Raw genomic sequence first — 25,816 nt, forward strand, 5'->3', positions numbered from 1 at the left:
GGCGCTGGCCGAGGCCCTCCCGGCCCGCGGCGTGTCGGTGGCGCTGGTGGAACAGCCCTGGCGGGTGGCCGGCAAGCGGCTCGGCCCGGCGCCGAAGACCCTGGACGAGGCCTGGCTGCCGGTCGCGGCCGGACTGGCCGACGAGGGCCTGCCGCTGGTGGTGGGCGGTCGCAGCGCCGGCGCCCGGGTGGCCTGCCGGACGGGCCTCGCCTCCGGGGCGGTCGCGGTGCTCGCGCTGGCCTTCCCGCTGCACCCGCCGGGCAAGCCGGAGAAGAGCCGGGCCGAGGAACTGCTGAACACCGGTCTGCCCACCCTCGTCGTGCAGGGCGGCGCGGACACCTTCGGCACCCCGGGGGAGTTCCCGGTGCTGCCGGAGGGCCACCGGCTGGTCGAGGTGCCGTACGGCAGCCACGGCTTCGCGGTGCCCAAGCGGGCGCCGGTCGGTCAGGAGGAGGCCCTGGAAGGGCTGGTCACGGCGGTCGGCGACTGGCTCGGATCGGTTCCATCGATCGGGTGAGCGGGGGCGGGAATGCACGGCGGCGCCGCACGGTTGTGAGGACCGTCAGCAGAGTCCCGGGTGAAAGGCAGCGTCCATGGGTTCGATCGCGTGCCCCGAACGGCCGGAGGAGCGCGCGGCGCAAGGCGCCTTCGTGCCCGACTGGTCGGAATGGATTGTCGCGGGCGAGAAGCCTGTGGGCCGGATATCCTCCATTTCGGGTCGGCCCGCGGTGGGTGGGCCTCGCAGCTCCGAGGAGGTGGGTCCGGTCGTCGGGACCGAGGACGAGGCCGTGCCGGGCGAGGGCGTGCCGGAGGGCGGGACGCTCACCGGTGACGAGCTTGCCGAGGCGATCGGTGAGGACACCTTCCGGGTGTCCGCGGACGAGAGCGAGGACGCGCGCCGCGAGCGGTTCGAGCGCGACGCCCTGGCCTTCCTCGACCCGATGTACTCGGCCGCCCTGCGGATGACCCGCAATCCGGCGGACGCGGAGGACCTCCTGCAGGAGGCGTTCGCGAAGGCGTACGCGTCCTTCCACCAGTTCCGCGAGGGCACGAACCTCAAGGCGTGGCTCTACCGCATCCTCACCAACACGTTCATCAACTCGTACCGCAAGAAGCAGCGCGAACCCCAGCGCACCGCGGCCGAGGAGATCGAGGACTGGCAGCTCGCCCGGGCCGAGTCGCACATGTCGACCGGCCTGCGGTCGGCGGAGGCCCAGGCGCTGGACCACCTGCCGGACAGCGACGTCAAGGACGCCCTGCAGGCGATCCCGGAGGAATTCCGGATCGCCGTGTATCTGGCGGACGTCGAGGGCTTTGCCTACAAGGAGATCGCGGACATCATGGGTACACCCATCGGTACGGTGATGTCCCGGCTGCACCGTGGCCGCCGCCAGTTGCGCGGCATGCTGGAGGACTACGCCCGTGAGCGCGGACTCGTCCCGGCGGGCAGCGGTGCAGGGCAGGAAGCGAAGGGCGCGGGCTCATGAGCTGCGGCGATCCGCACGACACCGAGTGCGGCGAGGTGCTCGACCACCTCTACGAATTCCTCGACAACGAGATGGCCGAGGGCGACTGCGTCAAACTGCGCGTGCACTTCGAGGAGTGCTCGCCCTGCCTGGAGAAGTACGGTCTCGAACAGGCCATCAAGGCGCTGATCAAGCGTTCCTGCGGCTGTGACGACACCCCGGCGGACCTGCGCACCAAGGTGCTCGCCCGGATCGACTCCATCCGGGCCGGCCAGCGCGCCGCCCAGGTGCCGGCCGAGGAGGGCGCCGGGCACGGCGCCACCACGGCCACCGCTGCCGCGACCGAGTAGCGTCCGCCCGTTCGGCGGCCGCACCACCCCGGCACGCAGAATCCCGACACGCAGCATCCCCGCACGCACCGGCGCGGGCCGGCGACCGGTGCTGCCCGGTCGCCGGCCCGCGCCGCTCGCATCAGCAGGCGCCGTCGTCGGCCCAGACGCCCCACTGACCGCTGTTGGTCGGGATCTCGTTCTGGGTCCACCACTTGGCGTGGTAGTTGTGCCCCTGGTACGAGACCTTGTTGCCGTTGGTGTACACGGTCGACGCGTTCCACGCGGGCAGCGTGCAGGTGCCCGGCTTGCCCGTCGGCGAGGCCGAGGAGGTGGGCGAGGCCGTCGGGGTGCTGGTGGGCGGGGTCGCCCCGGCGAACTTCACGGTGAACTTGGTGAAGTCCCAGTCGTTCTGGGCCACGCTGGAGCAGGAGCCGGACAGACCCGGGTCCACCGTGCCGGCGCACTGGCGGTCGCGGTTGACGGACCAGTAGGTGTAGCGGGCCAGCTTGTGCGCGGTCGCGAAGTCCAGCACCGTCTGGAAGTCGGCCTGCTTGAAGTACTCGGCGGCGTCGGTGCGGCCGTTCATCAGCGAGACGCCCTCGTGGGCGTAGGCGGTGGCCTCGTCCCAGCCGAAGGTGGTCTGCAGGATCTTGTTGAACTTCACCAGCGCGTCGGTCTGGGCCGCGGCGCCGTTGAAGCCGCCGTCGAACGGCATGATCGAGAAGTTGTTCGGCGTGAAGCCCTGCGACTTGGCCTCGTTCAGCATCTGTGTCCCGAACCAGCCGGTGCCCGCGTTGGTGCCTGCGGTGGTGATCGAGACGTAGAGGCCGGGGTTGTTCTGCTGGAGGATCTTCGCCGCGCCGATCTCGTTGTGGATCGCCGCGGTGTTCTCGTACTCCGGCTCCTCCAGGTCGAAGTCGATGGCCTTCAGCTGGTACTTGGTGATCACCTTCTGGTAGCCGGCCGCGGTCGCCTCCGGGGTGCCGCAGCCCTGGCCGAGCTTGTTGCCGCCGTAGCCGCCGACCGAGATCGAGACGTCGCCGCCCTTCGACCGGATCTTCTGGATCACCGCAGGCATCGCGGTGTCGGTGTCGATCGAGGAGGTGCCGCCCCAGGCCGGGGTGCAGCCGCCGGAGTCGAGGATGAAGGCCAGCTGGAAGGCCTTCTGGCCGGTCGCGTCCATCACCGCGGCGGCGTCCGGCGGAGAGTTGTCCTCCGGCATCAGGTACGGGGCCGAGGCGTACCAGTTGTTGCCGAGCGGCGCGGCCGCGGTAGTGGAGGCCAGGGCGTCGCCACCGCTCAGTGCGGCGGCGGCACCGGCGGCGACCAGGCCGAGCGCGGCGACCGCCGCCGCGGCGGCGGCACCGCGCCGGCGGCGGTGCCGGCCGGGTGCGGGGGAGTTGAGCAGGGCACGTTCCATCGGGGACCTCTCCGGGGCATGGGGGGACCGCCGCCCGGGAGGTTCGGGCGGCGCCGGGAACAGGACGGTCGGCATCCGCGCACGATGCCGTGGAGCAACTGCGGCCGCGGTGGCGGCCGCCCCCTTCCGGACGGGGTCAATCCCCAAAATGGACTGGACCACTGGCCGGGTCAAGAGTCCTGGGCGAGGCTTGGGCCTCTCTTAAGGAAGCCTTCGGGAAGCGCTCTCAGGGCCGCTCCCCGGGTGATGCGGGCTCAAGTCGTCCCGACCATTGGATCGTTTCACTCGTTCGGGTGAGCTGACCCGGTGTCGGCGGCGTCATTGCGCGATCGTGCGGCCCGGCCCGCGAACCGGGGCCTATTCTCCTCACTGGCCCGCGGAACGGGACGGGCCGGGCACGGCGGGGGAGGCTGACATCGCCAGCGAATGCGAGCAGGACGCCCTCACCGGCGCCGCGGCCCGGTACGCCGCCGCCGTCCTGGCCGGCGCGCTCTGCTGCCTGATCCCGCTCGCCGTCACCGTCCGCGGCCCGCTCGGTGGTCCGGTCGACTGGCCCCGCCTCGGCCTGCTCGCCTTCCTCCACACCTGCGCCGAGTCGCTCGCCCTCGGCCTGCCCACCCCGTGCGCCCGACTCGGCCGCCGACTGCTCCGCCGTCCGCCCCGCGAGGCCCGCGAGGCGACCCGGACGCTGCCCGGCCGCGGCTTCTTCCCCGTCCTCTTCGCCGGCGTGCTGCTGCTGCCGCCCGCCGCCGCGGCCCTGGTCGCCCTGCCCGGCGCGCTCACCGCCCACGTCCCGGCGCCGCGTCGGCTGCGCCGGCTCTGGAACGCCGCCCAACTGGCCGTCGCAGCCTTCACCGCCGCCGCCGTCTACCGGCTGCTCGGCGGACCCCACCTGCTGCTCGGCGCGCACTTCCCGACCGCCGCCCTCGGCGCACTGGCCGCCGTCGCCGTGTTCTGCCTGGTCAACGCCGCCCTGGTCGGGGTGATGCGGCACCTCGGCGCCGCCCGCCCGGCCCGCGGCACCCACCCCGCGGACCTCGCCCGGGCCACCGGCGCCGTCGTGCTGCCCGCGCTCGTCCAGGGCGCCGGCGGACTGATGGTCGCCGTCCTGTGGCAGGGCCCGTACGGCGCGTTCGCCGCCGTCCTCGCGCTGCTGCCGCTCTCCATCTCCGCCTGGATGTTCGCCCAGGGCCACCGCGAGACCAACGCCCACCAGGCCACCGTCCGCGCCCTCGTCCAGGCCGTGGAGATCAAGGACGCCTACACCCGCGGCCACAGCGAGCGGGTCGGCCGCGCCGCCGTCCTGATGGCGCGCCAGCTCGGCATGGCCGAGGACCGCATCCGCACCCTGCACTTCGCCGGCACCCTGCACGACGTCGGCAAGCTCGGCGTCGCCACCGAACTGCTCCGCCGCAACGGCCCGCTCACCGAGGCCGAGCGCCGCGCCGTCGAGGTGCACCCCGTCTTCGGCCACGAACTCGTCCGCGAACTCGCCTTCCTCGGCGAGGCCCGCGAAGGCATCCTGCACCACCACGAGCGGCTCGACGGCCGCGGCTACCCCTCCGGGCTGGCCGGCGACCGCATCCCCGAGTTCGCCCGGATCATCTCCGTCGCCGACGCCTTCGACTCGATGACCTCCACCCGCTCCTACCGGCGCGGCCGCCCGGTCGCCGAGGCCGTCGTCGAACTCCAGCGCTGCACCGGCAGCCAGTTCGACCCGGCGATGGTCACCGCCCTGGTCGCCGCCGTCGACCGGCACGGCTGGCAGCCCGAGCCGCCCCCGCCCGGCGGCTGGGACGGCGAGGTGCCCGACATCCCGCTCGGCGTCCCCGAGCCCGCGCGCCGGGTGCCCGGGCCCGGCGGCCGGATCACCGCGGGCGGCGCCCCGTGAGACCCGGCCGGCGCGGCCTCCTGCTCCGGCCGTCCGCCGTCCACGCCGCCGCGGGGCTGCTGCTCGCCGCCGCCCTGCTGCACGTCGCCCTGCACGGCTTCGCCCAGCCCCGGGTCGCGCTCGCCTTCGGCGCCGTCGTCGCGGTCGGCGAATGGGCGCGGATCACCCTGCCCGGCGACCGCGAGCAGGCGCCGCTCGGCAGCGCCGCCGCGCTCGCCTACGCCCTGCTCGGCCCGCTCCACTCGACCCCCACCGGCCACGGCACGCTGCAGGTCGTCGCGGTCACCGGGCTCGGCACCCTCGCCGGGCTGCTGCCGCTGGCCCTGCCGGCCGTCCGGGCCCGCGTCCGCGCCCGCACCGAGCCGGGCCGCTCCGACGGCGCGGGCCGTCACGGCGGCCCCGGTGGCGCGGGCCCCGGCGCGCTCCGCGCCGCCGACACCGTGCGGGCCGACACCGCCGCCCGGCGGCTGCTCACCACGGCCTTCGCCGCCCTGCTCTTCCAGCCGGTCTACGGCAGCGGCCTGCTGGACCGGGACCCGCTCTCCGGGCCGGTCTACGGGGCCCTGCTGACCGGCGTGGCGGCGCTGACCGCGCTCTGCGACACGGTCGTCGCCGCCGTCCTGCACCGGTCCCGGGCCGGCCTGCGGTTCGGCGCCGCACTGGAGGACGAGCTCCGCTCGCTGCTCGGCATCGGCTCGGCGATCGTCGCCACCGGCATGCTGGTCAGCCTGCTGGCCGGCGAGGTCGGCCTGTGGGCGCTGCCGCTGTTCTGCACCCCGCTGCTGCTCGCCCAGGCGTCCTTCCGGCGGGCCGCCGAGATCCGGGCCACCACCGGGCAGACCATCGAGGCGCTCGCCCGGGCCACCGAGACCGCCGGCTACACCCCGCCGGGGCATGCGCGCCGGGTGGCCGACACGGCGTGCGCGCTGGGGCGCGAACTCGGGCTCGGGACCCGGGACCTCGCCCTACTGGAGTACGCCGCGCTGATGCACGACATCGGCCAGCTCTCCCTCGTCGAACCCGTTCCCGGCGGCGCCACCGCCCTGCTGCCGGCACCCGAGCAGCAGCGGATCGCCCGCCTCGGCAGCGAGGTCATCCGGCGCACCGGCGTCCCGCGGAGGGTCGGTGAACAGGTCGCCCGGCTCGCCGACCCGTGCCGGCTGCCGGACGGCGCCGCCGACCGCAGCCTGCCGCTGGCCGCACGCATCATCCGGGTCGCCAACGCCCACGACGACCTGCGGTCGGAGGCCCGTGCCCGGGGGCTCTCCGCGACCACCGCGGGCCTGGCCGCCCTGGAGCGGCTGCGGCTGGAGCGGGGCGGCGCGTACGACCCCGCGGTGGTCGACGCATTGGCCAGAGTGGGCGCCGCGGGCCGCGAACCGGTCTGAAGCGCCGCGCAGGGAGCGCGGGCCGCCGCAGGCGTGGTTGGATGCGGTCGTAGCGTGGAACACCGGATGCGGGGCCACCCGGCACACCGGATCGTTCCCGTTGCAGCAGCCGGCCTCGGAGCAGGTGCTGAGAACTGGCGGACGACAACGGCAGGGACGGAACGTGAGGATCTTCCACCGCGCACGGCACCGGCCGTCGGCCACCTGGCGGCAGACGACCGACCGTGCCTTCACGCTCATCGGCGACGGCCGCTACGAGGACGCCGGCGCGCTGCTCGTCATGGCCGCCGACCTGGAGCCGTGGCTGTCGGACTCCTGGTTCAACCTCGCCCTGCTGCACAAGTTCCGCCGCGACTGGGAGCAGGCCCGCACCGCGGGGCTGCGCGCCGTCGCCCTGCTCGACCGGGAGACCGGCGCCCCCGACTGGTGGAACCTCGGCATCACCGCCACCGCCCTGCAGGACTGGCCGCTCGCCCGCCGGGCCTGGCAGGCGTACGGGCTGAGACTCCCCGGCGGGCCCGGCACCGCGGCGGACGGGCCCGTCGACCTGGACCTCGGCACCACCCCGGTGCGGCTCTCGCCGGACGGCGAGTCCGAGGTGGTGTGGGGCCGCCGGCTGGACCCGGCCCGGATCGAGGTGCTGTCCATCCCGCTGCCGTCCTCCGGTCGCCGCTGGGGCGAGGTCGTGCTGCACGACGGTGCGCCGCACGGCGAGCGGGTCGCGGACGGCGTCGCCTACCCCGTCTTCGACGAGATCGAGCTGTGGGCGCCCTCGCCGGTGCCGACCTTCGTGGTGCTGCTGCAGGCCGCCACCGCGGGCGACCGGGACGCCCTGGAGCGGCTGGTCGCCGACGCCGGGTACGCCGCCGAGGACTGGACGAGCTCGGTGCGGCTGCTGTGCCGGGCCTGCTCGGAGAGCCGGATGGCGATCGACGACGGCCACACCGCGCACCACGACCCGCACGACGACGGCGACCCGACCCACCCCGGCCACCTGAGCCACCTCAGCCAGGGCAGCGCGGGCACGTCCTGGCTCGCCGAGCGCGAGTGCGGGATCGCCGCGCCGGCGTCGCTGGTACGCACCCTGCTGGACCGCTGGGTGGCCGCCTCCCCCGCCACCCGGGCGTACCGGGACCTCGAAGAGGTCTGCTGAGGCCGTGCCCCCGCCCGTCCGGCGAGGGCGTCCGGCCGGGCCCGGCGCCGTACCCTTGAGCGGTACACCCGGACGGAACCACGGAGCGGAAACCAGCGATGGCCGACGAGCACGAGCACGACCACCCCGAGCAGGACGAGACGGCGGAGCAGCGGGTCGTCGGCGAGCTGCCCGACGTCTCGAAGGGCACCGCCCGCCCGATCACCGTGTTCGGCAACCCGGTGCTGCACCGCGAGGTCGCCACGGTGACCGCGTTCGACGGTGAACTCGCCGCGCTCGTCGACGACATGTTCGTCTCGATGTACGCCGCCGACGGCGTCGGCCTGGCCGCGAACCAGATCGGCGTCGACCTGAAGGTCTTCGTCTACGACTGCCCGGACGACGAGGGCGTGCGGCACGTCGGTCACGTCGTCAACCCGGTGCTGGAGGAGCTGCCGGCCGGCCGCCGCGCGCTGGACGACTCGGCGGAGGGCTGCCTCTCCGTGCCGACCGCGTACATGGAGCTGGCCCGTCCCGACTTCGCCGCGGTGACCGGCCAGGACAAGGACGGCAACCCGATCCGGGTCGAGGGCACCGGCTTCTTCGCCCGCTGCCTGCAGCACGAGACCGACCACCTGTACGGCTACCTGTACATCGACCGCCTCTCCAAGCGCGACCGCAAGGACGCCCTGCGGCAGATGTCCGAGGGCACCCCCAAGTACGCCACCGTGCCCAACGACTGACGGTACGGCGGAACACGCGACGAAGGGCCGCACCCGGATCCCGGGTGCGGCCCTTCGGCACGTTCGGCGTGGTGCGGCCTAGAAGTCGTCGTCGAAGGCGACCGAGCCCTCGACGGCGACCTGGTAGGCGGAGACCCGGCGCTCGAAGAAGTTGGTCAGCTCCTGGACGTTCTGCAGCTCCATGAAACCGAACGGGTTGGTGGAGCCGTAGCGGATCGGCAGGCCGAGGCGGGCCAGGCGCTGGTCGGCGACGGCCTCCAGGTACTGGCGCATCGACTCGGTGTTCATGCCGGGCAGGCCGTCGCCGCAGAGGTCCTGGGCGAACTGGAGCTCGGCCTCGACGGCCTCCTCCAGCATCTCGGTGACCTGCTTGGCCATCTCGTCGTCGAAGAGGTCCGGCTCCTCCTCGCGGACGGTGTCCACGACGGAGAACGCGAAGTCCATGTGCATGGACTCGTCGCGGAACACCCAGTTGGTGCCGGTGGCCAGGCCGTGCAGCAGGCCGCGGCTGCGGAACCAGTACACGTACGCGAAGGCGCCGTAGAAGAACAGGCCCTCGACGCAGGCCGCGAAGCAGATCAGGTTCAGGAGGAACGCGCGGCGGTCCTCCTTGGTCTGCAGCGAGTCGATGTGGTCGACCGCGTTCATGTACTTGAAGCAGAACTGCGCCTTCTGGTGGATGGAGGGGATGTTCTCCACCGCCGCGAAGGCCGCTGCGCGGTCGTCCGGGTCGGGCAGGTAGGTGTCGAGCAGCGTCAGGTAGAACTGGACGTGCACGGCCTCCTCGAACAGCTGCCGGGACAGGTAGAGCCGGGCCTCGGGGGAGTTGATGTGCTTGTAGAGGCTCAGCACCACGTTGTTGGCGACGATCGAGTCACCGGTGGCGAAGAAGGCGACCAGCCGGCCGATCATGTGCCGCTCGCCCTCGCTCAGCTTGGCGAGGTCGGCGACGTCGGAGTGCAGGTCCACCTCCTCCACCGTCCAGGTGTTCTTGATGGCGTCGCGGTACCGGTCGTAGAACGACGGGTAGCGCATCGGGCGCAGCGTCAGCTCGAAGCCCGGGTCGAGCAGCATCTTCTGGCGGTCGTCGGTGCTCACTGGCAGGCCTCGCAGGACTCGGGGTTCTCCAGGGAGCAGGCGATGGCGTCCTGCTCGGCCTGGCTCATGGTCGGCGCGGGCACCGGGACGGCGGCGCGGGCGCCCGTGGCGGCCTGCGCGATCCGGGTGGCCGGGCGCGACCGCAGGTAGTAGGTGGTCTTCAGACCGACCTTCCAGGCGTACGCGTACATCGAGCTGAGCTTGCCGATGGTCGGCGCCGCCATGAAGAGGTTCAGCGACTGGCTCTGGTCGATGTACGGCATGCGCGCGGCAGCCAGGTCGATCAGCGCGCGCTGGGGCAGCTCCCAGGCCGTGCGGTACAGCGAACGGACCTCGGCGGGCAGCCAGTTGAGGTCCTGCACCGAGCCGTTGGTCTCGCGCAGCGCGTCCCGGGTCTGCTGGTCCCAGACGCCGAGCTCCTTCAGCTCGCGCACCAGGTACGGGTTGACCTGGAGGAACTCGCCGGAGAGCGTCTCGCGCTTGAACAGGTTGGACACCTGCGGCTCGATGCACTCGTAGACGCCCGCGATGGAGGCGATGGTCGCGGTCGGCGCGATCGCCAGCAGCAGCGAGTTGCGCAGGCCGGTCTCCACGATGCGGGCGCGCAGCGCGTCCCAGCGCTCCGTCCACTGCGGGGCGGCGGTCGCGAAGTGGTCGATGTGCAGCTCGCCGCGGGCCGCGCGGGTCTCGCCGTACGCCTCGTGGCGGCCGAACTGCTCGGCCAGGTCCGCGGAGCGCTCGTAGGCGGTGAGCATGATGCGCTCGGAGATCAGGGTGGAGAGGGTCTGCGCCTCGGCGGAGTCGAAGCCGATCCGCAGCTGGAAGAAGACGTCCTGCAGGCCCATCACGCCGAGGCCGACCGGCCGCCAGCGGGAGTTGGAGGTGCCGGCCTCGGTGGTCGGGTAGAAGTTGATGTCGATGACCCGGTCCAGGAAGGTCACCGCGGTGCGGACGGTGGCGTCCAGGCGCTCCCAGTCCATGGCGTTCAGCAGGTCGGCGGCGGTGGCGCCGGCGGCCACGTGGGCGCCCAGGTTCACCGAGCCGAGGTTGCAGACGGCCGTCTCGGAGTCGTCGGTGACCTCAAGGATCTCCGTGCACAGGTTGGAGGAGTGCACGGTGCGGCCGGGCAGCGCGGTCTGGTTGGCGGCCCGGTTGGAGGCGTCCTTGAAGGTCATCCAGCCGTTGCCGGTCTGCGCCAGGGTGCGCATCATCCGGGCGTACAGGGTCTGCGCGGGGATGGTGCGGACGGCCTTGCCGGCCTGCTCGGCCTTGCGGTACGCCTCGTCGAAGTCGGCGCCCCACAGGTCGACCAGCTCGGGCACGTCGGCGGGGGAGAACAGCGACCAGTCCTCGTTGGCGTTGACCCGGCGCATGAACTCGTCCGGGATCCAGTGCGCCAGGTTGAGGTTGTGGGTGCGCCGGGCCTCCTCGCCGGTGTTGTCGCGGAGCTCCAGGAACTCCTCGATGTCGGCGTGCCAGGTCTCCAGGTACACGCAGGCGGCACCCTTGCGGCGGCCGCCCTGGTTGACCGCGGCGACCGAGGAGTCCAGGGTGCGCAGGAACGGCACGATGCCGTTGGACTGGCCGTTGGTGCCGCGGATCAGGCTGCCGCGGGAACGGATGCGCGAGTAGGACAGGCCGATGCCGCCGGCGTGCTTGGACAGCCGGGCGATCTGCGCGTAGCGGTTGTAGATCGAGTCCAGGTTGTCCAGCGGCGAGTCCAGCAGGTAGCAGGACGACATCTGCGGGTGCTTGGTGCCGGAGTTGAACAGCGTCGGAGAGGACGTCAGGTACTCCAGACGGCTCATCAGCCGGTACAGCTCGGCCACCTCGGCCACCGACTGCTCGGTGTCGCCGACGGCGAGGCCGGCCGCCACGCGCAGCAGGAAGTACTGCGGGGTCTCGACCACCTTGCGGGTGATCGGGTGGCGCAGCAGGTAGCGGGACTGCACGGTGCGCAGGCCGAAGTACTCGAAGCGGTCGTCGCCCTGCAGGTCGACCAGCGCGTCGAAGGCGGCCGCGTGCTTGGCCACGAAGGCGGCCGTGGTGTCGCCGATCAGGCCCTCGGCGTGGCCGACGGCGATCGAGGCGGCGAAGGAGACCGCACCCTGGGAGACCGCCTCGTCGAGGATCTCCAGGGCTAGAAGGCGGGCCGCGAGCTTCGAGTACTGCGGGTCCTCGGCGATCATCGACGCGGCGGCCTCCACGGCCAGCCCGCGGAGCTCGGCGAAGTCCGAACCGGCGTGGCGGCCGCGCAGCGCGGCGGCGGCGACGTGGCCGGGGTCCACCTGGGGGAGGTCGGTGCTGCGGTCGGTGAGCAGCCGAAGCAGCGCGGCACCGGGGTCGGGCCGGTCGTTGGCGGCGGATCCCTGGGAGGGCAGGGTGACTGAGGCGGCGACGGTCAAGGCGCACTCTCTCCTGTGGCGGCAGCGGACGCTTCGGACACCCCCGGGCCGTGGGCCGGGGGCGCGTCCGGGCATACGCGTGGCAGGGGGCACCGGCACACCCGACCGTGTCGGAGCGCGCGTCGCCACCCGGCCCACCCGCGAGGCCCGGACGTACAGCTGTGCTTCATGGCATCTGCGGGGAAGCCGGTGGCACACCGTCGGCAGGCCCTCGGACTGCGCGGGCCCGGGCGTTCACGGGCCTGCTCACCGTTGCGGGGCAGTCCCGGACTCGCACCGGGTTCCCCTGCGTCGACAGCGAGAGTGAGCATACATGTTGTGGTGTCTCTCTGATGTGCCCCCATATCTTGTGCACGTAGCGTGTCGTGTCCGTGGCTGGCGCGACCGGGCGGGACGGGCCGTGCACACCTCGCGCGCATCGGGCCCACCCCTCGCCCCCGCGTCGCCCTCACGGAACGGCCACCACTCGGGAGCGGCCGCGGTCGATGGCCTACGATCTCCAGCCATGAGCGACGGGACGGGGGGACCGGTTGGTCGGGGGGCCGGCCGGGCGGATCGGCCGAGGGTCAGGGGGCGGCGATGTCCGCGTCCGTGGAGCGGGGTTGCCGGGCGCTGCGGTCGGTGCCTTCGCGGTGATGCGGGCGGGTTCGGTGGCTGGTGGCCGGCGGCTGGTGGCGTGCGGTGGGTGGCCGGTTGGCTTGCTCGGGACTTGGCGCAAGCTTGGTGAGGTGGCCTCGCGAGCCCCGGCAGTGCGGCCCGTGCGGCCCGTGCCGGGCGCGTACGGGGCCGGTCAGAACGTCAGCGTGTAGACCATGAGGTCGATGCCGGGGAGCGGGGCCCAGTCCCGCTCGGGGGCGCGGCGGAAGCCGAGACGCTCGTAGATCCGGTGGGCGTCCGTCATGTCGGGGCGGGTGGAGAAGGCCATCCCGGCCAGGCCGAGTTCGCGGCTGCGGTCCATTGCGGCCCGGACGAGGGCGGAGCCGACGCCACGGCCCCGGGCGTCCCGGGAGACCGCCAGCATCCGGATCTCCCCCTCGTCCGGCTGCGAGATGTCGGCCCAGGCCGTACCGCCGACGGCGAAGGTCACGCAGCCGAGCACATGCTCGTCCCGGGCGTCGACAGCGACGAGGAGTTCGGCCTCCTCGCTGCGGCGGCGGGTGTCGCGGAGGAGTCCGGAGTAGGGCCCGCCGGCGAGGCTGTAGCCGTCACCGACGTAGACCTCGACCGAGAGCTCACCGGCCGGTTCGAGGTCCTGTTCGCGGGCGTGGCGGATGACGACGTCCATCCGTCCAGTCTGCCGTCCGTGGTGCGGGCCCGGACGGACGGGGGTCGGTGCAGTCGATCGGGGACGGACGGATCGGCCGGATAGCCGCCGGGGCGGTGCCAGTTGTCGCGGCCGTGCCGGCCGGTGCGGTCGAGATCCCGGCCGACGGCGGCCCCGATCAGGGCGAAAGCGCCGACGAAGACGGACAGGACGATGGCGTTCTCGAACACGGTGGAAGTCATGCCACCACTCTCCCGGCCGGCCGGGAACGCGACGAGTGGCAGGAATGACCTCTTGCATCGAATTACTGCCAAGGCCCATCCTGGGGTCATGCCGAAGCCCGAAGCCGTGCTCAAGAACGTGGTCGTCGTCGTGCTGGAGGAGGTCCATCCCTTCGAACTCGGTGTCGCCTGCGAGGTGTTCGGCCTCGACCGTGGCGAGGAGGGTCTGCCCGTCTACGAGTTCGCCCTCGCCTCGGACCGGCCGGGACCCAAGCGCACCCATGCCGGTTTCAGCATCGACGTCCCGCACGGGCCCGAGCGCCTCGCTGAGGCCGACCTGGTGGTCCTCACCGCCACCGGCCTGCGCGACGAGTACCCGCCCGCCCTCATCGCGGCCCTCCGCTCCGCCGTCGAGGGCGGCGCCCGGGCCCTCTCCATCTGCAGCGGCAGCTTCCTGCTCGGCGCCGCCGGACTGCTGGACGGCCGACGCTCCACCACCCACTGGAAGCACGCCGCCGAGATGGCCCGGCGCTTCCCGCTCACCACCGTCGAACCGGACGTGCTCTACGTCGACGAGGACCCGGTCATCACCTCCGCCGGCACGGCCGCGGGGATCGACGCCTGTCTGCACCTGGTCCGCAAGGTCCAGGGCGCCGAAGTCGCCCGCGGCATCGCCCGGCGCATGGTCGTCGCCCCGCACCGCGAGGGCGGCCAGGCCCAGTTCGTCAACCGCCCGCTGCCCGAACCCGGCGTCGAGTCGCTGGCATCCGTCCTCGACTGGATGCGCCACCACCTCGACCAGGAAGCCACCGTCGAGCGGCTCGCCGCCCTCGCACACATGTCCCCGCGGACCTTCGCCCGCCGATTCCAGCAGGAGACCGGCACCACCCCGCACCGCTGGCTGACCGGCCAGCGCCTGCTGCTCGCCCAGCGGCTCCTGGAAGGCACTGCGGAGCCGATCGACACCGTCGCCGCCCGCTGCGGCTTCGGCAACGCCGCCACCCTCCGCCACCACTTCGCCCGGCGCCTCGGTACCACCCCGCAGGCCTACCGCCGTGCCTTCGCCAGCCCCGAGATCGCGGCCGGGGTGTAGCCGCGAGGACTGGCGGCCGGGCGGCGGGACGCCCTCGGGGGGGCGGATGCGGGGAGGGCGGGGGTGGTCGCGGGTCCGCGGAGGGCAGGCGTGGTGGTGGGGCCGGGGCGGCCGCCGCGGCCCCACCGGATGGGGGAGGTGGCGGGCGGCGGCCGCCTGCCCGGGCGCCGGGCGGGAACGGCGGCGGGGTGACCGAAGCAGTGCCTGGTGGCGGCGGGTCGGCGCGCTACTTGCCGAGGGCGGCGACGCCCGCCTGGGCGAACTGCTCGTCGAGGTCGCCGCTCGGGGCACCGGCGACACCGACGGCCGCCACCGGCGCACCCTTGGCCTGCACCGGGGCGCCGCCGCCCAGGAACAGGGTGCCCGGTATGTCCTTCAGGTTCGGCGTCTGGGCCAGTCGCTTCGCCAGCTCGGAGGTCGGGGCGTTCCAGGAGACCGCGGTGAAGGCCTTGCGCTCCGCCGATTCGGGCGACTGCGGACCGGCACCGTCACCGCGCAGCGCCACGATCGTGTTGCCGTTGCGGTCCACCACCGCGACCGAGACCTTGTAACCGCCCTTGCCGGCCGCGTCCATCGCTGCCAGCGCCGCCTTGGCCGCGGCGTCCACGGACAGGTGCGAGGAGGACACCACGTCCTTGCCGCCGACCTCGGCACGGGCCACCGCGGGAGCACCGGCGGAGCCGGGGGTCTCCGCGCTCGCGGCCACCGCACCGAAGGTGCCCGCGCCCAGGGCGGCCACCGCCACGGCACCGACCAGCACCCGGGCCCGCATCGACGTCTTCTTCATTCCGACTCCTCGGCGAATCACCGGTCCGGCCCCTGCGGCTCGGACTCACTTCGATCCTCAGGGCCGCACCCCCTCCACCGCGTCGGCGTTCCGGCTGGCCTCCGAAGGCATGATGGAGGACACCGGGGTCAACCGATCGGCCGATGTGCGGCAGTGGTGGACCGGCCAGAATCCGAACCAGGACGCGGTCGGTTCGTGACCGGTCCTCGGGATCGCTTCGGCCGGTCAGTGGTCCGAACAATGGCCGGCCAGTGGTCGGCCGTCGGTCGGGGAGTGGGACGGGCGACGGACGGTCCGGGTCGTCCACGGCGGTTCAGGATGTTCCGCGCTGGCAGCAGCAGTCGGTCCCGGTCTCCCGGTCCGGGCACCTCGGCCGTTGCAGCGCGCAGCACGCCGTTCCGGACCGTCCGCACCCCGGCACCACCACGTCCGTACCGATCGATCCACCCCGCCCCGCAGCACAGCGGAGCCCGGCAGCACGGCGCGACAGAACAGGAGGCACTCGTGCGACCGCCGCAGCGCAACGACGCAGACACCGACGAGCGCCGCCTCGCGCTCGTCCTCGACGCGGCCTTCCTGCTACTCCTTGCCGGGTCGCTCAGCCGCTTCCTCACCCGCCACCCCGACAGTCCGGCCACGCCCTGGGTGATCGGTCTCTCCGTGGCCCTCGCCGCCGCCCAGCTCACCGGTTCCCGGCTGCTCGCCCCGCCCCGCACGGGCACCCCGGGCACGGTCGATCCCGGCCGTGCGGGCGAGGACAACCACGCGGACGGGGACCATCATGCGGGCGAGAACGGCCACGCGGGCGAGAACGGCCACGCGGGCGAGAACGGCGGCGCCAGGTACGCCACCCGCCGCAGCCGTACCGCAGCGGGAGCCCTCGCCCTGGTGGTCGCCCTCTGGGTGGTCCTCGTCGTCCTGGCGCCCAGCTTCGCCTGGTGCGCCGTCCCGCTCGTCTACACCGCGTTGCGCACCCTGCCCACCAAGGCGGCCCTTCCGCTGGTCACCGCGCTCACCGCACTGGTCACCGTCGGCCAGGCCCGGCTGCCCGGCCAGGCCGACGCCACCCTGCTGATCCTGCCGCCCACCGTCGCGGCCCTCGCCACCGCCGTCTTCCTCACCATGCGGAGGCAGACCGCCAGGCAGCGGGCGCTCGTCGACGACCTCGTCCGCACCCGCCGCGACCTCGCCTCGACCGAGCGCCGCGAGGGCACCCTCGCCGAACGGGAACGCCTCGCCATGGAGATCCACGACACCCTCGCCCAGGGCCTCTCCAGCCAGCAGATGCTGCTCCAGGCCGCCGACCGCACCTGGGACACCGACCCGGACACGGCCCGCCGCCACGTCCGCACGGCCGCTGCCGTCACCGGCCGCAACCTCGCCGAGGCCCGCCGCTTCGTCCACGACCTCGCACCGGCCGAACTGGCCGACGGCGGCGGGCTCGACCACGCCCTGCGGGCCCTCGCCGACCGCGAGAGCGCCGAGACCGGTCTGCCCGTCCGCTTCCACCTCGACGGCACGCCCGTCCCGCTGCCGACCGCCGCCCAGACAGCCCTGCTGCGGATAGCGCAGGGCGCCCTCGCCAACGTCCGCGAGCACGCCGACGCCTCCGCCGCCGCCCTCACCCTCTCCTACCTCGGCGACCAGGCCGTCCTCGACATAGCCGACAACGGCCGCGGCCTGCCCCCGGACACCTCCGGAGCCGGCGCCTCCCGCGGCCACGGACTGCCCGCGATGCAGGCCAGACTGCGACAGCTCGGCGGCACCCTCACCGTCGAGAGCACCCCGGGCGAGGGCACCGTGCTCTCCGCCGCCGTTCCCCTGCACACCGGGAGGCCCGGATGAACCCGCCCGTTCGGCTCCTCGTCTGCGACGACCACGCGGTCGTCCGGGCGGGCCTGCTCGCGCTGCTCGCCAGCGCCGGCGACATCGACGTGGTCGGCGAGGCCGGCAGCGGAGAGGAAGCAGTCACCCTCGCCGCCCGCCTCCGGCCGCAGGTGGTCCTCATGGACCTCCAACTGGGCAGCGGCATCGACGGCGTCGAGGCCACCAAACGGATCACCGCCGACCCCGACGGGCCGTACGTCCTCGTCCTCACCACCTTCGACACCGACGCCGACATCACCCGTGCCATCGACGCGGGGGCCACCGGGTACCTGCTCAAGGCCGAGCGACCGGAGGAACTGTTCGCCGCCGTCCACGCGGCAGCCGCCGGCCGGACGGTGCTCTCGCCGCCGGTGGCGAGCCGGGTGATGGCGCAGATGAGGGCCCCCGCACCCCGGCTCACCGACCGCGAACAGGAGATCCTCGCCCGGCTCTCCGAGGGGCTGGGCAACCGGGAGATCGCCCGTGCCCTGTTCATCAGCGAGGCGACCGTGAAGACCCACCTCGGCCGCATCTACGACAAGCTCGGCGTCGACACCCGCGCCGGTGCCGTCGCCACCGCGAAGGAGCGCCGCCTGCTGAGATGACGGACGACGGCCGGCCCACCCCGATCCGGCCACCGCGATCCGGCCCACCGCGATCCAGCCCACCGCGATCCGGCCACCGCGATCCGTTCCCCGCCGGCTGTCGGACGCGGCTACCCGACCTGGCCGCCCGGCAGGTGGTCGGTGGTGTTCCAGAAGTCGGGGCGCAGCCGACCGTCGGCGGCACGCCACAGGCTGGTGGAGCAGTTGCGGACGGGGTCGAGCGCGAGCAACTGCGGCTCGGTCAGGCGGTCCAGGATGTGCCGGAGCATCAGCACCGTGCAGTCGTGGGCGACCACCAGGACGGGCCGCCCCGCCTCCTCCTCGCAGAGGTCCCGCAGCACCCCCCGCACCCGCAGCGCCACGTCCAGCCACGACTCCCCGCCCGGCGGCCGGTAGTACAGCTCGCCCATCCGCCGCCGCCGTGCGGCCTCCGCAGGGTGCTCCTTCTCGATGGCGGCCCGGGTGAGCATCTCCAGCACGCCGAGCTCTCTGTCCCTCAGCCGCTCGTCGTACCGCACGGGCACGCCCACCGGGACGGCCCCCAGCCCGGAGGCCTGCGCCACCGCGATCCGCGCGGTCTCCGTGGTGCGGACGTAGGGCGAGCACCAGACCGCCCGCGGCCGGTCCGTCGCGGGCAGCTCGGCCCACCAGCGGCCGAGCGCCTGTGCCTGGGCCTGCCCGTGCAGCGAGAGCGGGATGTCGGCGTCGCGGCTGTTGATCGGGACGGTCAGGGCACCCGTCTCCTCGGCCAACCGGAACTCGACGTTGGCGACGGACTCGCCGTGCCGGGTGGCGATCAGGACGGAGGGCAGCGGGCGGCTGTCCTCGCGTTCGGTGCGGTGCCCGTTCAGGATGGTGCCGGCCTCTGCCATCGCCCGTCTCCCCGTCTCGGTCGTGTCGCGCTGCGCCCAGCGCGGCGGCGCCCCTGGTGGTGGGGGGAGGGCGCGCCCGTGGGGAGTCGCGCCCGGACACGATGATCGCGCCGCCCTCACCAGTGTTGACGGTGGTGGCGGCGCGAGCACAGGGCGCACGGCGCGCGGCACTGTGCGCCCCTTGGCCCCGCGCGCTGGCCGACCGACCCGGCTCCGCCACCGGGCTCCCGGCTCCGCCACCCGACCGGGTTCACCCCCGGCCCCCACCCCCTGAGCGATGGCGCTCGGGTCTCCGGAACGCCCTGGCGCGGCCCCGGACCAACGCTGCCGGCCCCCCAAAGCACCGCGAGGCGTCCCGGGCCCGTGCCGATGGCCCCGAGCAAGGCCGGAGCCCCGGAGCCGGCGCGGTGTGCCGACCCCGGGGCTCCGGCCCGGTCTCAGTGCGCGGCTGCGGGCTGCGGCGCGTTCGCCACGGCCTCGTCCCCGGCCTCGGCCGTGTAGTCGCCGGTGCTGGTCTCGTCCTCGCCCTCGGGGGCCTTCGCGGCCTTGAGCACGAGCGTGAGCACCACCGCGACCAGCAGGTTCAGCACGAAGGCGGTGAGGCCGATGAAGCCGATCTCACCGATCACCGGGATCTCCGCGGTGTTGCCGCCGAAGTGCTTGGTGGCCTTGGAGGAGATCCCGTAGGCCGTCCAGGTGCCGTAGGCCATACCGGCGGCCCAGCCGGCCAGCAGCGCCCAGCGGTGGAACCACCGGGTGAACAGGCCGCCGACGATGGTGACGAAGGTCTGCAGGATCCACAGACCGCCGAGCAGCTGCAGGTTGATCGCGAACTGCTTGTCCATCGCCAGCACGAAGATCAGGGCGCCCACCTTCACCAGCAGCGAGGCGATCTTGGCGATCCGGGTCTCTTCCGCCGGGGTGGCGTCCGGCTTCAGGAACTCCTTGTAGATGTTGCGGGTGAACAGGTTGGCCGCGGCGATCGACATGATGGCCGCCGGCACCAGCGCACCGATGCCGATGGCGGCGAAGGCCACGCCGGTGAACCAGTCCGGGAACATGTTCTCGAACAGCTGCGGCACCGAGAGCTGGGCGTTGAAGCCCTGCACGCCCTTGCCGATGCCCGCCGCGATCGCCATGAAGCCGAGCAGCGCCAGCAGGCCCAGCATCAGCGAGTACGCGGGCATGATCGCCATGTTCCTGCGCACGGTGTTCCGGGACTTGGAGGCCAGCACGCCGGTCACCGAGTGCGGGTACATGAAGAGCGCCAGCGCCGAGCCGAGGGCCAGGGTGGCGTACGTCCAGTGCGAGCTCGGGCCGAGCACCAGCGAGCCGCTGGGCTTGCCGGTGGCCGGGTTGACGGTGGAGAACTTCTGGGCGGCCGCGTCGAAGATGTGCCCGTACCCGCCGAGCCGCATCGGGATGTAGATCACCGCGACGATGATCACGACGTACACCAGGGTGTCCTTGACGAAGGCGATCAGCGCCGGGGCCCGCAGGCCGGACGAGTAGGTGTAGGCGGCGAGCACCGCGAAGGCCAGGAACAGCGGCAGGTCCTTCATGAACCAGTTGCCGGAGCCGCCGACGCCGAGCACGTCCAGCACCGCCTGGATGCCGACCAGCTGCAGCGCGATGTACGGCATGGTCGCGAGGATGCCGGTGAGCGCCACCACCAGGGAGAGCGCCCTGGAACCGTACCGGCCGCGCACGAAGTCGGCCGGGGTGACGTACCCGTGCACCCGGGAGACCGACCAGAGCCGGGGCAGGAACAGGAACACCAGCGGGTAGGCGATGATCGTGTACGGCACGGCGAAGAAGCCCGCCGCACCGGTGCCGTAGATCGCCGCCGGGACAGCGACGAAGGTGTACGCGGTGTAGAGGTCGCCGCCCAGCAGGAACCAGGTCACCCAGGTGCCGAAGCTGCGGCCGCCGAGGCCCCACTCGTGCAGGTGCAGGGCGTCGTCCGCGCGCCGCCACCGGGAGGCCAGGAAGCCCATCACGGTGACCAGGGCGAAGAACAGCAGGAAGACCGTCAGCGCGGTGACGTTGATGCCGGTGTGCATCACGCGTCACCGCCCCGGGCGGCCTTGCGGGCCTTCTCGTCGCGCTTGATCAGCAGGTAGGCGCCGACCGTGAAGAGTGCCGAGACCGGCACCCACATCAGCTGGTACCAGTAGAAGAACGGCACCCCGCCGAGTTCGGGGTCGGCCTTGGTGTACGAGGACACCCACAGGGTCGCCACGACCGGTACGGCGAGGCAGATCCCGGCCAGGACGCGGGCCGGGGTGACGGCGGGGAGGGGGCCGGCGGCCCCGTCCTCCTTGGAGAATTGCACTTCTGACGACATGTCGCGGCTCCGGCTGAAGAGGGCTCACCTCGTCGGCGCCGCAGCGCGCGGAGTCGGACCCCGCACGCCCGCCGAGCAGCACCCTTTGGTGATCGGCAGTCAGTACGGGAGCGAAATGTAGGGCACGGACGTGACCTGTGTCACCAGTTCGCGAGGAAACGGCCTGATCCGGTCGGCGGGAGCCGACCGGACCGGGGCGTGGGGCACGGGCAAGGACCGGGCCGTGGGGCAAGGACCGGGCCGTGGGGCGTGGACCGGGCCGTGGGGCGTGCGCCGGGCCGTGGGGCGTGCGCCGGGATCAGTCCTGCGGCTGCTGCTCGGGCCGCTGCAGGCGGGTGATGAACTTGTACCGGTCGCCGCGGTAGATCGAGCGCACCCACTCCACCGGGGCGCCCTCCGCGTCGAAGGAGTGCCGGGAGAGCTGGAGCATCGGCAGGCCCAGGTCGGAGCCGAGCAGGCCGGCCTCGCGCGGATTGGCGAGCGTGGTCTCGATGGTCTCCTCGGCCTCGGCCACCGTCACCCCGTACACCTCGCGCAGCGCGGTGTAGAGCGAGTTGTGCTTGACCAGGTTGCGGCGCAGCGCCGGGAAGCGCTTGGCCGACAGGTGCGCGACCTCGATCGCCATCGGGTCGCCGTTGGCCAGCCGGAGGCGCTCGATCCGCAGCACCCGGCTGCCGGGCTTGATGTCCAGCAGCGGGGCGAGCCGCTCGTCGGCGCTGATGTAGCCGACCTCGATCAGCCGGGAGGTCGGCTCCAGGCCCTGGGCGCGCATGTCCTCGGTGTAGGAGGTCAGCTGCAGCGCCTGGGCGACCTTGGGCTTGGCGACGAAGGTGCCCTTGCCCTGGATACGCTCCAGCCGGCCCTCGACGACCAGCTCCTGGAGCGCCTGCCGGACGGTGGTGCGCGAGGTGTCGAACTGGGCCGCCAGCGCCCGCTCCGGCGGCACCGGGGTACCGGCCGGCTGGGTCTCGGTCAGCTGCAGCAGGTGGCGCTTGAGCCCGTAGTACTTGGGGACCCGCGCGGCCGTGCCGGTGGCCGCCGTGGACTGCGCCGGCACCGTGGTGCCCTCCGGGAGGGCCGCCGTGCCTCTGTCGCCGCTCATGGCCGCTCTCACTCCTCGCCCTGCAGCCGTCACCGGCTCCTCCGTCGTTGTATCAGCACATGGTCGCACGCGGGGGCCGCCGAATGTGAGCTCCCGCGGTCCCGGGTTCGGCCGGACGGTCCCCGGCCGGTCGGAGCCGGACACGACTCCGGCCCCGCCCCTGTCCCCCTCGGTCCCGCCCCTCTCCGGAACGGACGTCCCGCCCCTCTCCGGAACGGACGCCCGGCCCCCGTCAGGCGGACGCCGCGCCCAGCACCAGCCCGGCCAGCGCCTCGGCCGCGGCGACGCCGCAGACCCGGGCACCGCCGTGGGTGGCGAGCACGGTCGTGCCGCTGCTGCCGAAGGTGTCGGCCAGCGCGTGCGCCGTGCCGATCTCCACCACGACCGCGTCGGGGCGGACGGCGGTCATGGCGAGCGCGGCCCGGAGCATCCACGGGTGCCGGTGCACGTCACGGACGACAATCACCAACGGGCGGTTGACCGCGGCGCCGAGCAGCGGCCGGACGTCGACGTCCGAGCCCTCGGCGGCGACCGCCACGTGCAGCAGGCCGGAGCCCTCGATCCGGGTGGCGGGAGCGCCGACCCGGGTGTGGGTGGTGCCGGGGACGAGCTCGGTGAGCGGGCCGGAGACGCCCCACGGGGTCTGGTCGCCGACGGCGATGTTGGCCCCGGGGGAGAACTCCACCACGTGCGGCACACCCTCCAGCGGGCGCAGGTCGCCGTGGATGCGCAGGGCCCGGCGGGCGGCGGTCAGCCCGATGCCGACCTCGCCGTGCGTGCCGGCCCGGGCGGCCCGCTCGGCGGCGGACCAGCGGGCGACGGCCCGGTTCCGCTCGGCGGCCTCGTGCAGGCGCTCGGCGGAGAGCCGGCCCTCGCGGACGGCCCAGACCAGGGCGTCGCGCAGGTAGAGGAAGGCGGCCTCGTCCTGCAGGCCGCCGCCGACGCAGATGGTGTCGGCGCCGGCCGCGACGGCCTTGACCGCGCCGGCGGCCACGCCGTGGGTACCGGAGATGGCGCCCATCTCGATGCCGTCGGTGACGATCAGCCCGGTGTAGCCGAGTTCGCCGCGGAGCAGGCCGGTGAGGATCTCCCGCGACATGGTGGCGGGCAGGTCGGCGTCGTAGGCCGGGAAGAGGATGTGCGCCGTCATGATCGACTTCACGCCGGCCGCGATGGCGGCGCGGAACGGCTTGAGGTGCTCCTGCACCTGCTCCGGGTTGAGGTCGATCCGCGGCAGTCCGAGGTGGGAGTCGCCGGAGGTGTCGCCGTGGCCGGGGAAGTGCTTGGCGCAGGCCGCCACCCCGGCGGACTGCAGGCCGCGGACCCAGGCGGCGGTGTGCCGGGCGGCGAGGTCGCCGTCGGCGCCGAAGGAGCGGACGCCGATCACCGGGTTGTCCGGGTTGGAGTTGACGTCCGCGTCGGGCGCGTAGTCGAGGTTGATGCCGACCGAGGAGAGGTCCAGGCCGATCGCGCGGGCGACCCGCTCGGTGAGGTCGGTGTCGTCGACCTCCCCGAGCGCCAGGTTGCCGGGGTAGGAGGAACCGCTGGAGACCTCCAGCCGGGTGACGTCGCCGCCCTCCTCGTCCGTGGCGATCAGCAGCTCGGGGTTGAGCGCGTACATCTCGGCGGTCAGCGCGGCGACCTGCTGCGGGGTACGGATGTTGCGGCCGAACAGCGCGACGCCGCCCAGCTCGCCCGAGCCCAGTCTGCGGCGCAGCCACTCGGGGGCGGTGAGCCCGGCGAAGCCCGGCTGGAGCACCGCGCCGGCGTCCGTGAGCAGTTCGACGCTTTCCGTACCGGGAATCGCCATGGTTCCTTCCCTGGGTGGGGTGCGGGAGGTGAGGGTGGTGCGGGGGGCGGGTCGCGCCTGTGACTGTCAGCCCTTGACCGCACCGGCGGTCAGGCCCGCCGACACCTTCTTCTGGAAGATCACGAAGAGCACGATCACGGGCAGCGAGACCATCAGCGCGCCGGCCATCTGCGAGCCGTAGTCGGCGCCGCGGGTGGGGGTGGTGGCGTAGAAGGTCAGCCAGATCATCGAGGTCTTCTGTCCGCCGGTGGAGAGCAGCACGTTGGCGACGATGAACTCGTTCCACGCCTGGATCCAGCTGTACACACCGGTGGTGATCAGGCCCGGCAGGGTCAGCGGCAGGATGACGCGGAAGAACGCGCCCCACTGGGTGCAGCCGTCGACCATGGCGGCCTCGTCGAGCTCGGCCGGGATGTTGACGATGAACGAGCGCAGCGTCCACACCACGTAGGGCACGGTGAAGACCAGGTAGGCCAGCATGACGCCGAAGAGCGTGCCGGTCATGCCGGCCTTGTTCATCACCACGAACAGCGGGACGATGATCGCCAGCAGCGGCACCATCTGGACGACCAGCATGGTGACGATGAAGAAGTTGCGGCCGCGGAAGCCGAAGCGGGCGACGGCGACGGCGGCGAGGAAGCCGACGACCAGGCCGAGCACCACCGCGCCGAGCGTGATGACGACCGTGTTCTGGAGCCCGGGCAGGAACTCCTTGTCGTCGAAGATCGTCCGGTAGCTGTCGAAGGAGAACGCCTGCGGCCAGAAGGTCGGGTCCTTGGCGATCAGGTCCTTGTTGGTCTTGAAGGTGGTGATGATCATCCAGTAGATCGGGAAGCCCATCACCACCGCGAAGCCGAGGCCGAGGGTGTTCCAGACCCAGGTCATCACCGGGTTGCGGCCGGTGACCCGGACCTTGGCCCGGACCTGCGGCGCGGCGGTCGCGGTCGCCGGGGTGTCGACGGTGGTCATCGGTCCTGGGCTCCGATCTTGAGCATCTGGCGGATGTAGAAGACGAGCACCGCCAGCATGAGGAGGATCATGGCGATCGAGATCACCGAGGAGTCGCTGTACTTCGAGGCGACGATGCCCTTCTGGAAGAGGTAGGTGCCGATCGTCCAGTAGCCGGGCTCGGGCGAGGTGTTGCGCAGCGAGAAGATCTGCGCGAAGACCTGGAAGTCCCAGATGAAGCTCAGCGCGGCGCTGATCATCAGGAACGGCTTGATGACCGGGATCACCACGTGGCGGAAGGCCTGCAGGCCGCTGGCGCCGTCCAGCTTGGCGGCCTCCATCAGCTCCTTGGGCACCTGGGTGAGCGCGGCGTTGAGGCCGAGCACCAGGAAGGGCAGCGCGCCCCAGACGATGACCGCGGCGCCGACCACGTAGAGGCCGACGGTGGGGTCGGCGAACCAGTCGTAGTGCTTGGTCTTCTCGTCGCCGGTGAACAGGTAGCCGATGTAGTCGACCACGCCGCCGTTGGAGGCGAAGAGCCAGCGGAAGATGGTGCCGGTGACGAGCGCGGGGATGGCCCAGACGAACATCATCACGGTGATGCAGATGACCTTGACCCAGCCGGAGACCCGGTTGAGGAGCAGGGCGAACAGCATGCCCAGCACCATCGAGAGGACGACCAGCTCCAGGGTGAACCAGATCGACCGGAGCACGACCTCCCAGAACTGGTCGTCGCCGAGGACCTTGCCGTAGCCCTCGAACCCGATGTGCTTCGCCAGCGCCGGGTTGACCAGGTACGAGTACCGGTTGATGTTCTGGAACGACAGGTCGAACAGCTGGTACAGCGGATACGCCAGAACGCCCACCAGGGCCGCGACGGCCGGCAGGATCATGGCGTACGGGATGTAGTGGCCGCCCGCCAGGAAGCCGCGCCTGCGCGGCGGCGGGGCAACGGCCGCGGTCTCCTCGACCGCCACCGGCGTTTCGTTGGTTGTCACGCTCATCAGGGTCCTTCCCGGCCCGCGG

General features: G+C 72.9%; 23 protein-coding genes and 1 riboswitch. Of the genes, 11 read left to right on the forward strand and 12 right to left on the reverse strand.

Going from position 1 to position 25,816, the window contains the following annotated elements:
* The 3 genes from IE98_RS0111080 to rsrA form a co-directional block, all read left to right on the forward strand.
* Positions 1–517 (forward strand): alpha/beta family hydrolase (locus IE98_RS0111080; RefSeq protein ID WP_030267878.1); only part of this gene is annotated, 517 nt, incomplete at its 5' end.
* A gap of 238 nt (positions 518–755) precedes the next feature.
* Positions 756–1,487 carry a sigma-70 family RNA polymerase sigma factor gene (locus IE98_RS0111085; protein ID WP_030267879.1) on the forward strand — a complete coding sequence of 244 codons (732 nt, stop codon included), beginning with the start codon at positions 756–758 and terminating at the stop codon, positions 1,485–1,487.
* Positions 1,484–1,816, forward strand: a complete 333-nt coding sequence (gene rsrA, locus IE98_RS0111090; protein WP_030267880.1) for a mycothiol system anti-sigma-R factor — start codon at positions 1,484–1,486, stop codon at positions 1,814–1,816. Before IE98_RS0111085 ends, rsrA begins: the two co-directional genes overlap by 4 nt.
* A gap of 121 nt (positions 1,817–1,937) precedes the next feature.
* On the opposite strand, the gene IE98_RS0111095 is transcribed toward rsrA, so the two are convergent.
* Entirely contained in the window at positions 1,938–3,218 is a 1,281-nt protein-coding gene (locus IE98_RS0111095; protein WP_078660928.1) for a chitinase, read from the reverse strand.
* A gap of 331 nt (positions 3,219–3,549) precedes the next feature.
* On the opposite strand from IE98_RS0111095, the gene IE98_RS0111100 reads away from it, so the two are divergent.
* From IE98_RS0111100 to def, 4 genes are all read left to right on the forward strand, one after another.
* Entirely contained in the window at positions 3,550–5,109 is a 1,560-nt protein-coding gene (locus tag IE98_RS0111100; protein ID WP_234443503.1) for an HD-GYP domain-containing protein, read from the forward strand.
* Positions 5,106–6,497 (forward strand): HD-GYP domain-containing protein, encoded by a 1,392-nt coding sequence (locus IE98_RS0111105; protein ID WP_234443504.1) that lies wholly within the window; start codon positions 5,106–5,108, stop codon positions 6,495–6,497. Before IE98_RS0111100 ends, IE98_RS0111105 begins: the two co-directional genes overlap by 4 nt.
* A gap of 163 nt (positions 6,498–6,660) precedes the next feature.
* Complete coding sequence (locus tag IE98_RS0111110; protein ID WP_030267884.1) at positions 6,661–7,650, forward strand: hypothetical protein; 990 nt, start codon at positions 6,661–6,663, stop codon at positions 7,648–7,650.
* A gap of 98 nt (positions 7,651–7,748) precedes the next feature.
* Positions 7,749–8,372, forward strand: a complete 624-nt coding sequence (def, locus tag IE98_RS0111115; protein WP_030267885.1) for a peptide deformylase — start codon at positions 7,749–7,751, stop codon at positions 8,370–8,372.
* 78 nt (positions 8,373–8,450) lie between these two features.
* On the opposite strand, the gene IE98_RS0111120 is transcribed toward def, so the two are convergent.
* From IE98_RS0111120 to IE98_RS0111130, 3 genes are all read right to left on the reverse strand, one after another.
* Positions 8,451–9,446 (reverse strand): ribonucleotide-diphosphate reductase subunit beta, encoded by a 996-nt coding sequence (locus tag IE98_RS0111120; protein WP_052390428.1) that lies wholly within the window; start codon positions 9,444–9,446, stop codon positions 8,451–8,453.
* Positions 9,447–9,466: 20 nt separating this feature from the next.
* Positions 9,467–11,851 carry a ribonucleoside-diphosphate reductase subunit alpha gene (locus IE98_RS0111125; RefSeq protein WP_052390429.1) on the reverse strand — a complete coding sequence of 795 codons (2,385 nt, stop codon included), beginning with the start codon at positions 11,849–11,851 and terminating at the stop codon, positions 9,467–9,469.
* A gap of 208 nt (positions 11,852–12,059) precedes the next feature.
* Positions 12,060–12,203, reverse strand: a riboswitch (cobalamin riboswitch).
* Positions 12,204–12,665: 462 nt separating this feature from the next.
* Positions 12,666–13,160 carry a GNAT family N-acetyltransferase gene (locus IE98_RS0111130; RefSeq protein ID WP_030267888.1) on the reverse strand — a complete coding sequence of 165 codons (495 nt, stop codon included), beginning with the start codon at positions 13,158–13,160 and terminating at the stop codon, positions 12,666–12,668.
* Positions 13,161–13,207: 47 nt separating this feature from the next.
* Between IE98_RS0111130 and IE98_RS0111135 the strand changes: the two genes are divergently transcribed.
* Positions 13,208–13,429: a hypothetical protein gene (locus IE98_RS0111135; protein WP_030267889.1), complete on the forward strand. Its 222-nt coding sequence runs from the start codon at positions 13,208–13,210 to the stop codon at positions 13,427–13,429.
* Positions 13,430–13,487: 58 nt separating this feature from the next.
* Positions 13,488–14,453 (forward strand): helix-turn-helix domain-containing protein, encoded by a 966-nt coding sequence (locus IE98_RS0111140; protein WP_030267890.1) that lies wholly within the window; start codon positions 13,488–13,490, stop codon positions 14,451–14,453.
* A gap of 226 nt (positions 14,454–14,679) precedes the next feature.
* On the opposite strand, the gene IE98_RS0111145 is transcribed toward IE98_RS0111140, so the two are convergent.
* Positions 14,680–15,240, reverse strand: a complete 561-nt coding sequence (locus tag IE98_RS0111145) for a GlcG/HbpS family heme-binding protein (RefSeq protein WP_030267891.1) — start codon at positions 15,238–15,240, stop codon at positions 14,680–14,682.
* A gap of 504 nt (positions 15,241–15,744) precedes the next feature.
* On the opposite strand from IE98_RS0111145, the gene IE98_RS0111150 reads away from it, so the two are divergent.
* Positions 15,745–17,085: a sensor histidine kinase gene (locus IE98_RS0111150; RefSeq protein WP_030267892.1), complete on the forward strand. Its 1,341-nt coding sequence runs from the start codon at positions 15,745–15,747 to the stop codon at positions 17,083–17,085.
* On the forward strand, positions 17,082–17,711 hold the full coding sequence (locus IE98_RS0111155) for a response regulator (RefSeq protein WP_030267893.1): 630 nt from the start codon (positions 17,082–17,084) through the stop codon (positions 17,709–17,711). The genes IE98_RS0111150 and IE98_RS0111155 overlap by 4 nt, the downstream gene beginning before the upstream one ends.
* Before the next feature lie 110 nt (positions 17,712–17,821).
* On the opposite strand, the gene IE98_RS0111160 is transcribed toward IE98_RS0111155, so the two are convergent.
* The 7 genes from IE98_RS0111160 to IE98_RS0111190 form a co-directional block, all read right to left on the reverse strand.
* Positions 17,822–18,583, reverse strand: a complete 762-nt coding sequence (locus tag IE98_RS0111160) for a histidine phosphatase family protein (RefSeq protein ID WP_052390401.1) — start codon at positions 18,581–18,583, stop codon at positions 17,822–17,824.
* 437 nt (positions 18,584–19,020) lie between these two features.
* Complete coding sequence (mctP, locus tag IE98_RS0111165; RefSeq protein WP_030267895.1) at positions 19,021–20,646, reverse strand: monocarboxylate uptake permease MctP; 1,626 nt, start codon at positions 20,644–20,646, stop codon at positions 19,021–19,023.
* A complete protein-coding gene (locus IE98_RS0111170; RefSeq protein WP_030267896.1) occupies positions 20,646–20,930 on the reverse strand; it encodes a DUF3311 domain-containing protein in 285 nt (94 codons plus the stop codon). Before IE98_RS0111170 ends, mctP begins: the two co-directional genes overlap by 1 nt.
* Positions 20,931–21,228: 298 nt before the next feature.
* Positions 21,229–22,032, reverse strand: a complete 804-nt coding sequence (locus IE98_RS0111175) for a GntR family transcriptional regulator (RefSeq protein ID WP_052390402.1) — start codon at positions 22,030–22,032, stop codon at positions 21,229–21,231.
* Between the two features lie 232 nt (positions 22,033–22,264).
* Entirely contained in the window at positions 22,265–23,842 is a 1,578-nt protein-coding gene (locus IE98_RS0111180) for a glycoside hydrolase family 3 protein (RefSeq protein WP_030267898.1), read from the reverse strand.
* A gap of 66 nt (positions 23,843–23,908) precedes the next feature.
* Positions 23,909–24,811, reverse strand: coding sequence for a carbohydrate ABC transporter permease (locus IE98_RS0111185; RefSeq protein ID WP_030267899.1), 903 nt, complete (start codon positions 24,809–24,811; stop codon positions 23,909–23,911).
* Positions 24,808–25,788: a carbohydrate ABC transporter permease gene (locus IE98_RS0111190; RefSeq protein WP_030267900.1), complete on the reverse strand. Its 981-nt coding sequence runs from the start codon at positions 25,786–25,788 to the stop codon at positions 24,808–24,810. The genes IE98_RS0111185 and IE98_RS0111190 overlap by 4 nt, the downstream gene beginning before the upstream one ends.
* Positions 25,789–25,816 lie beyond the last annotated feature (28 nt).

The organism is Streptomyces sp. NRRL B-24484 (assembly GCF_000717715.1).
Classification (GTDB): Bacteria; Actinomycetota; Actinomycetes; order Streptomycetales; family Streptomycetaceae; genus Kitasatospora.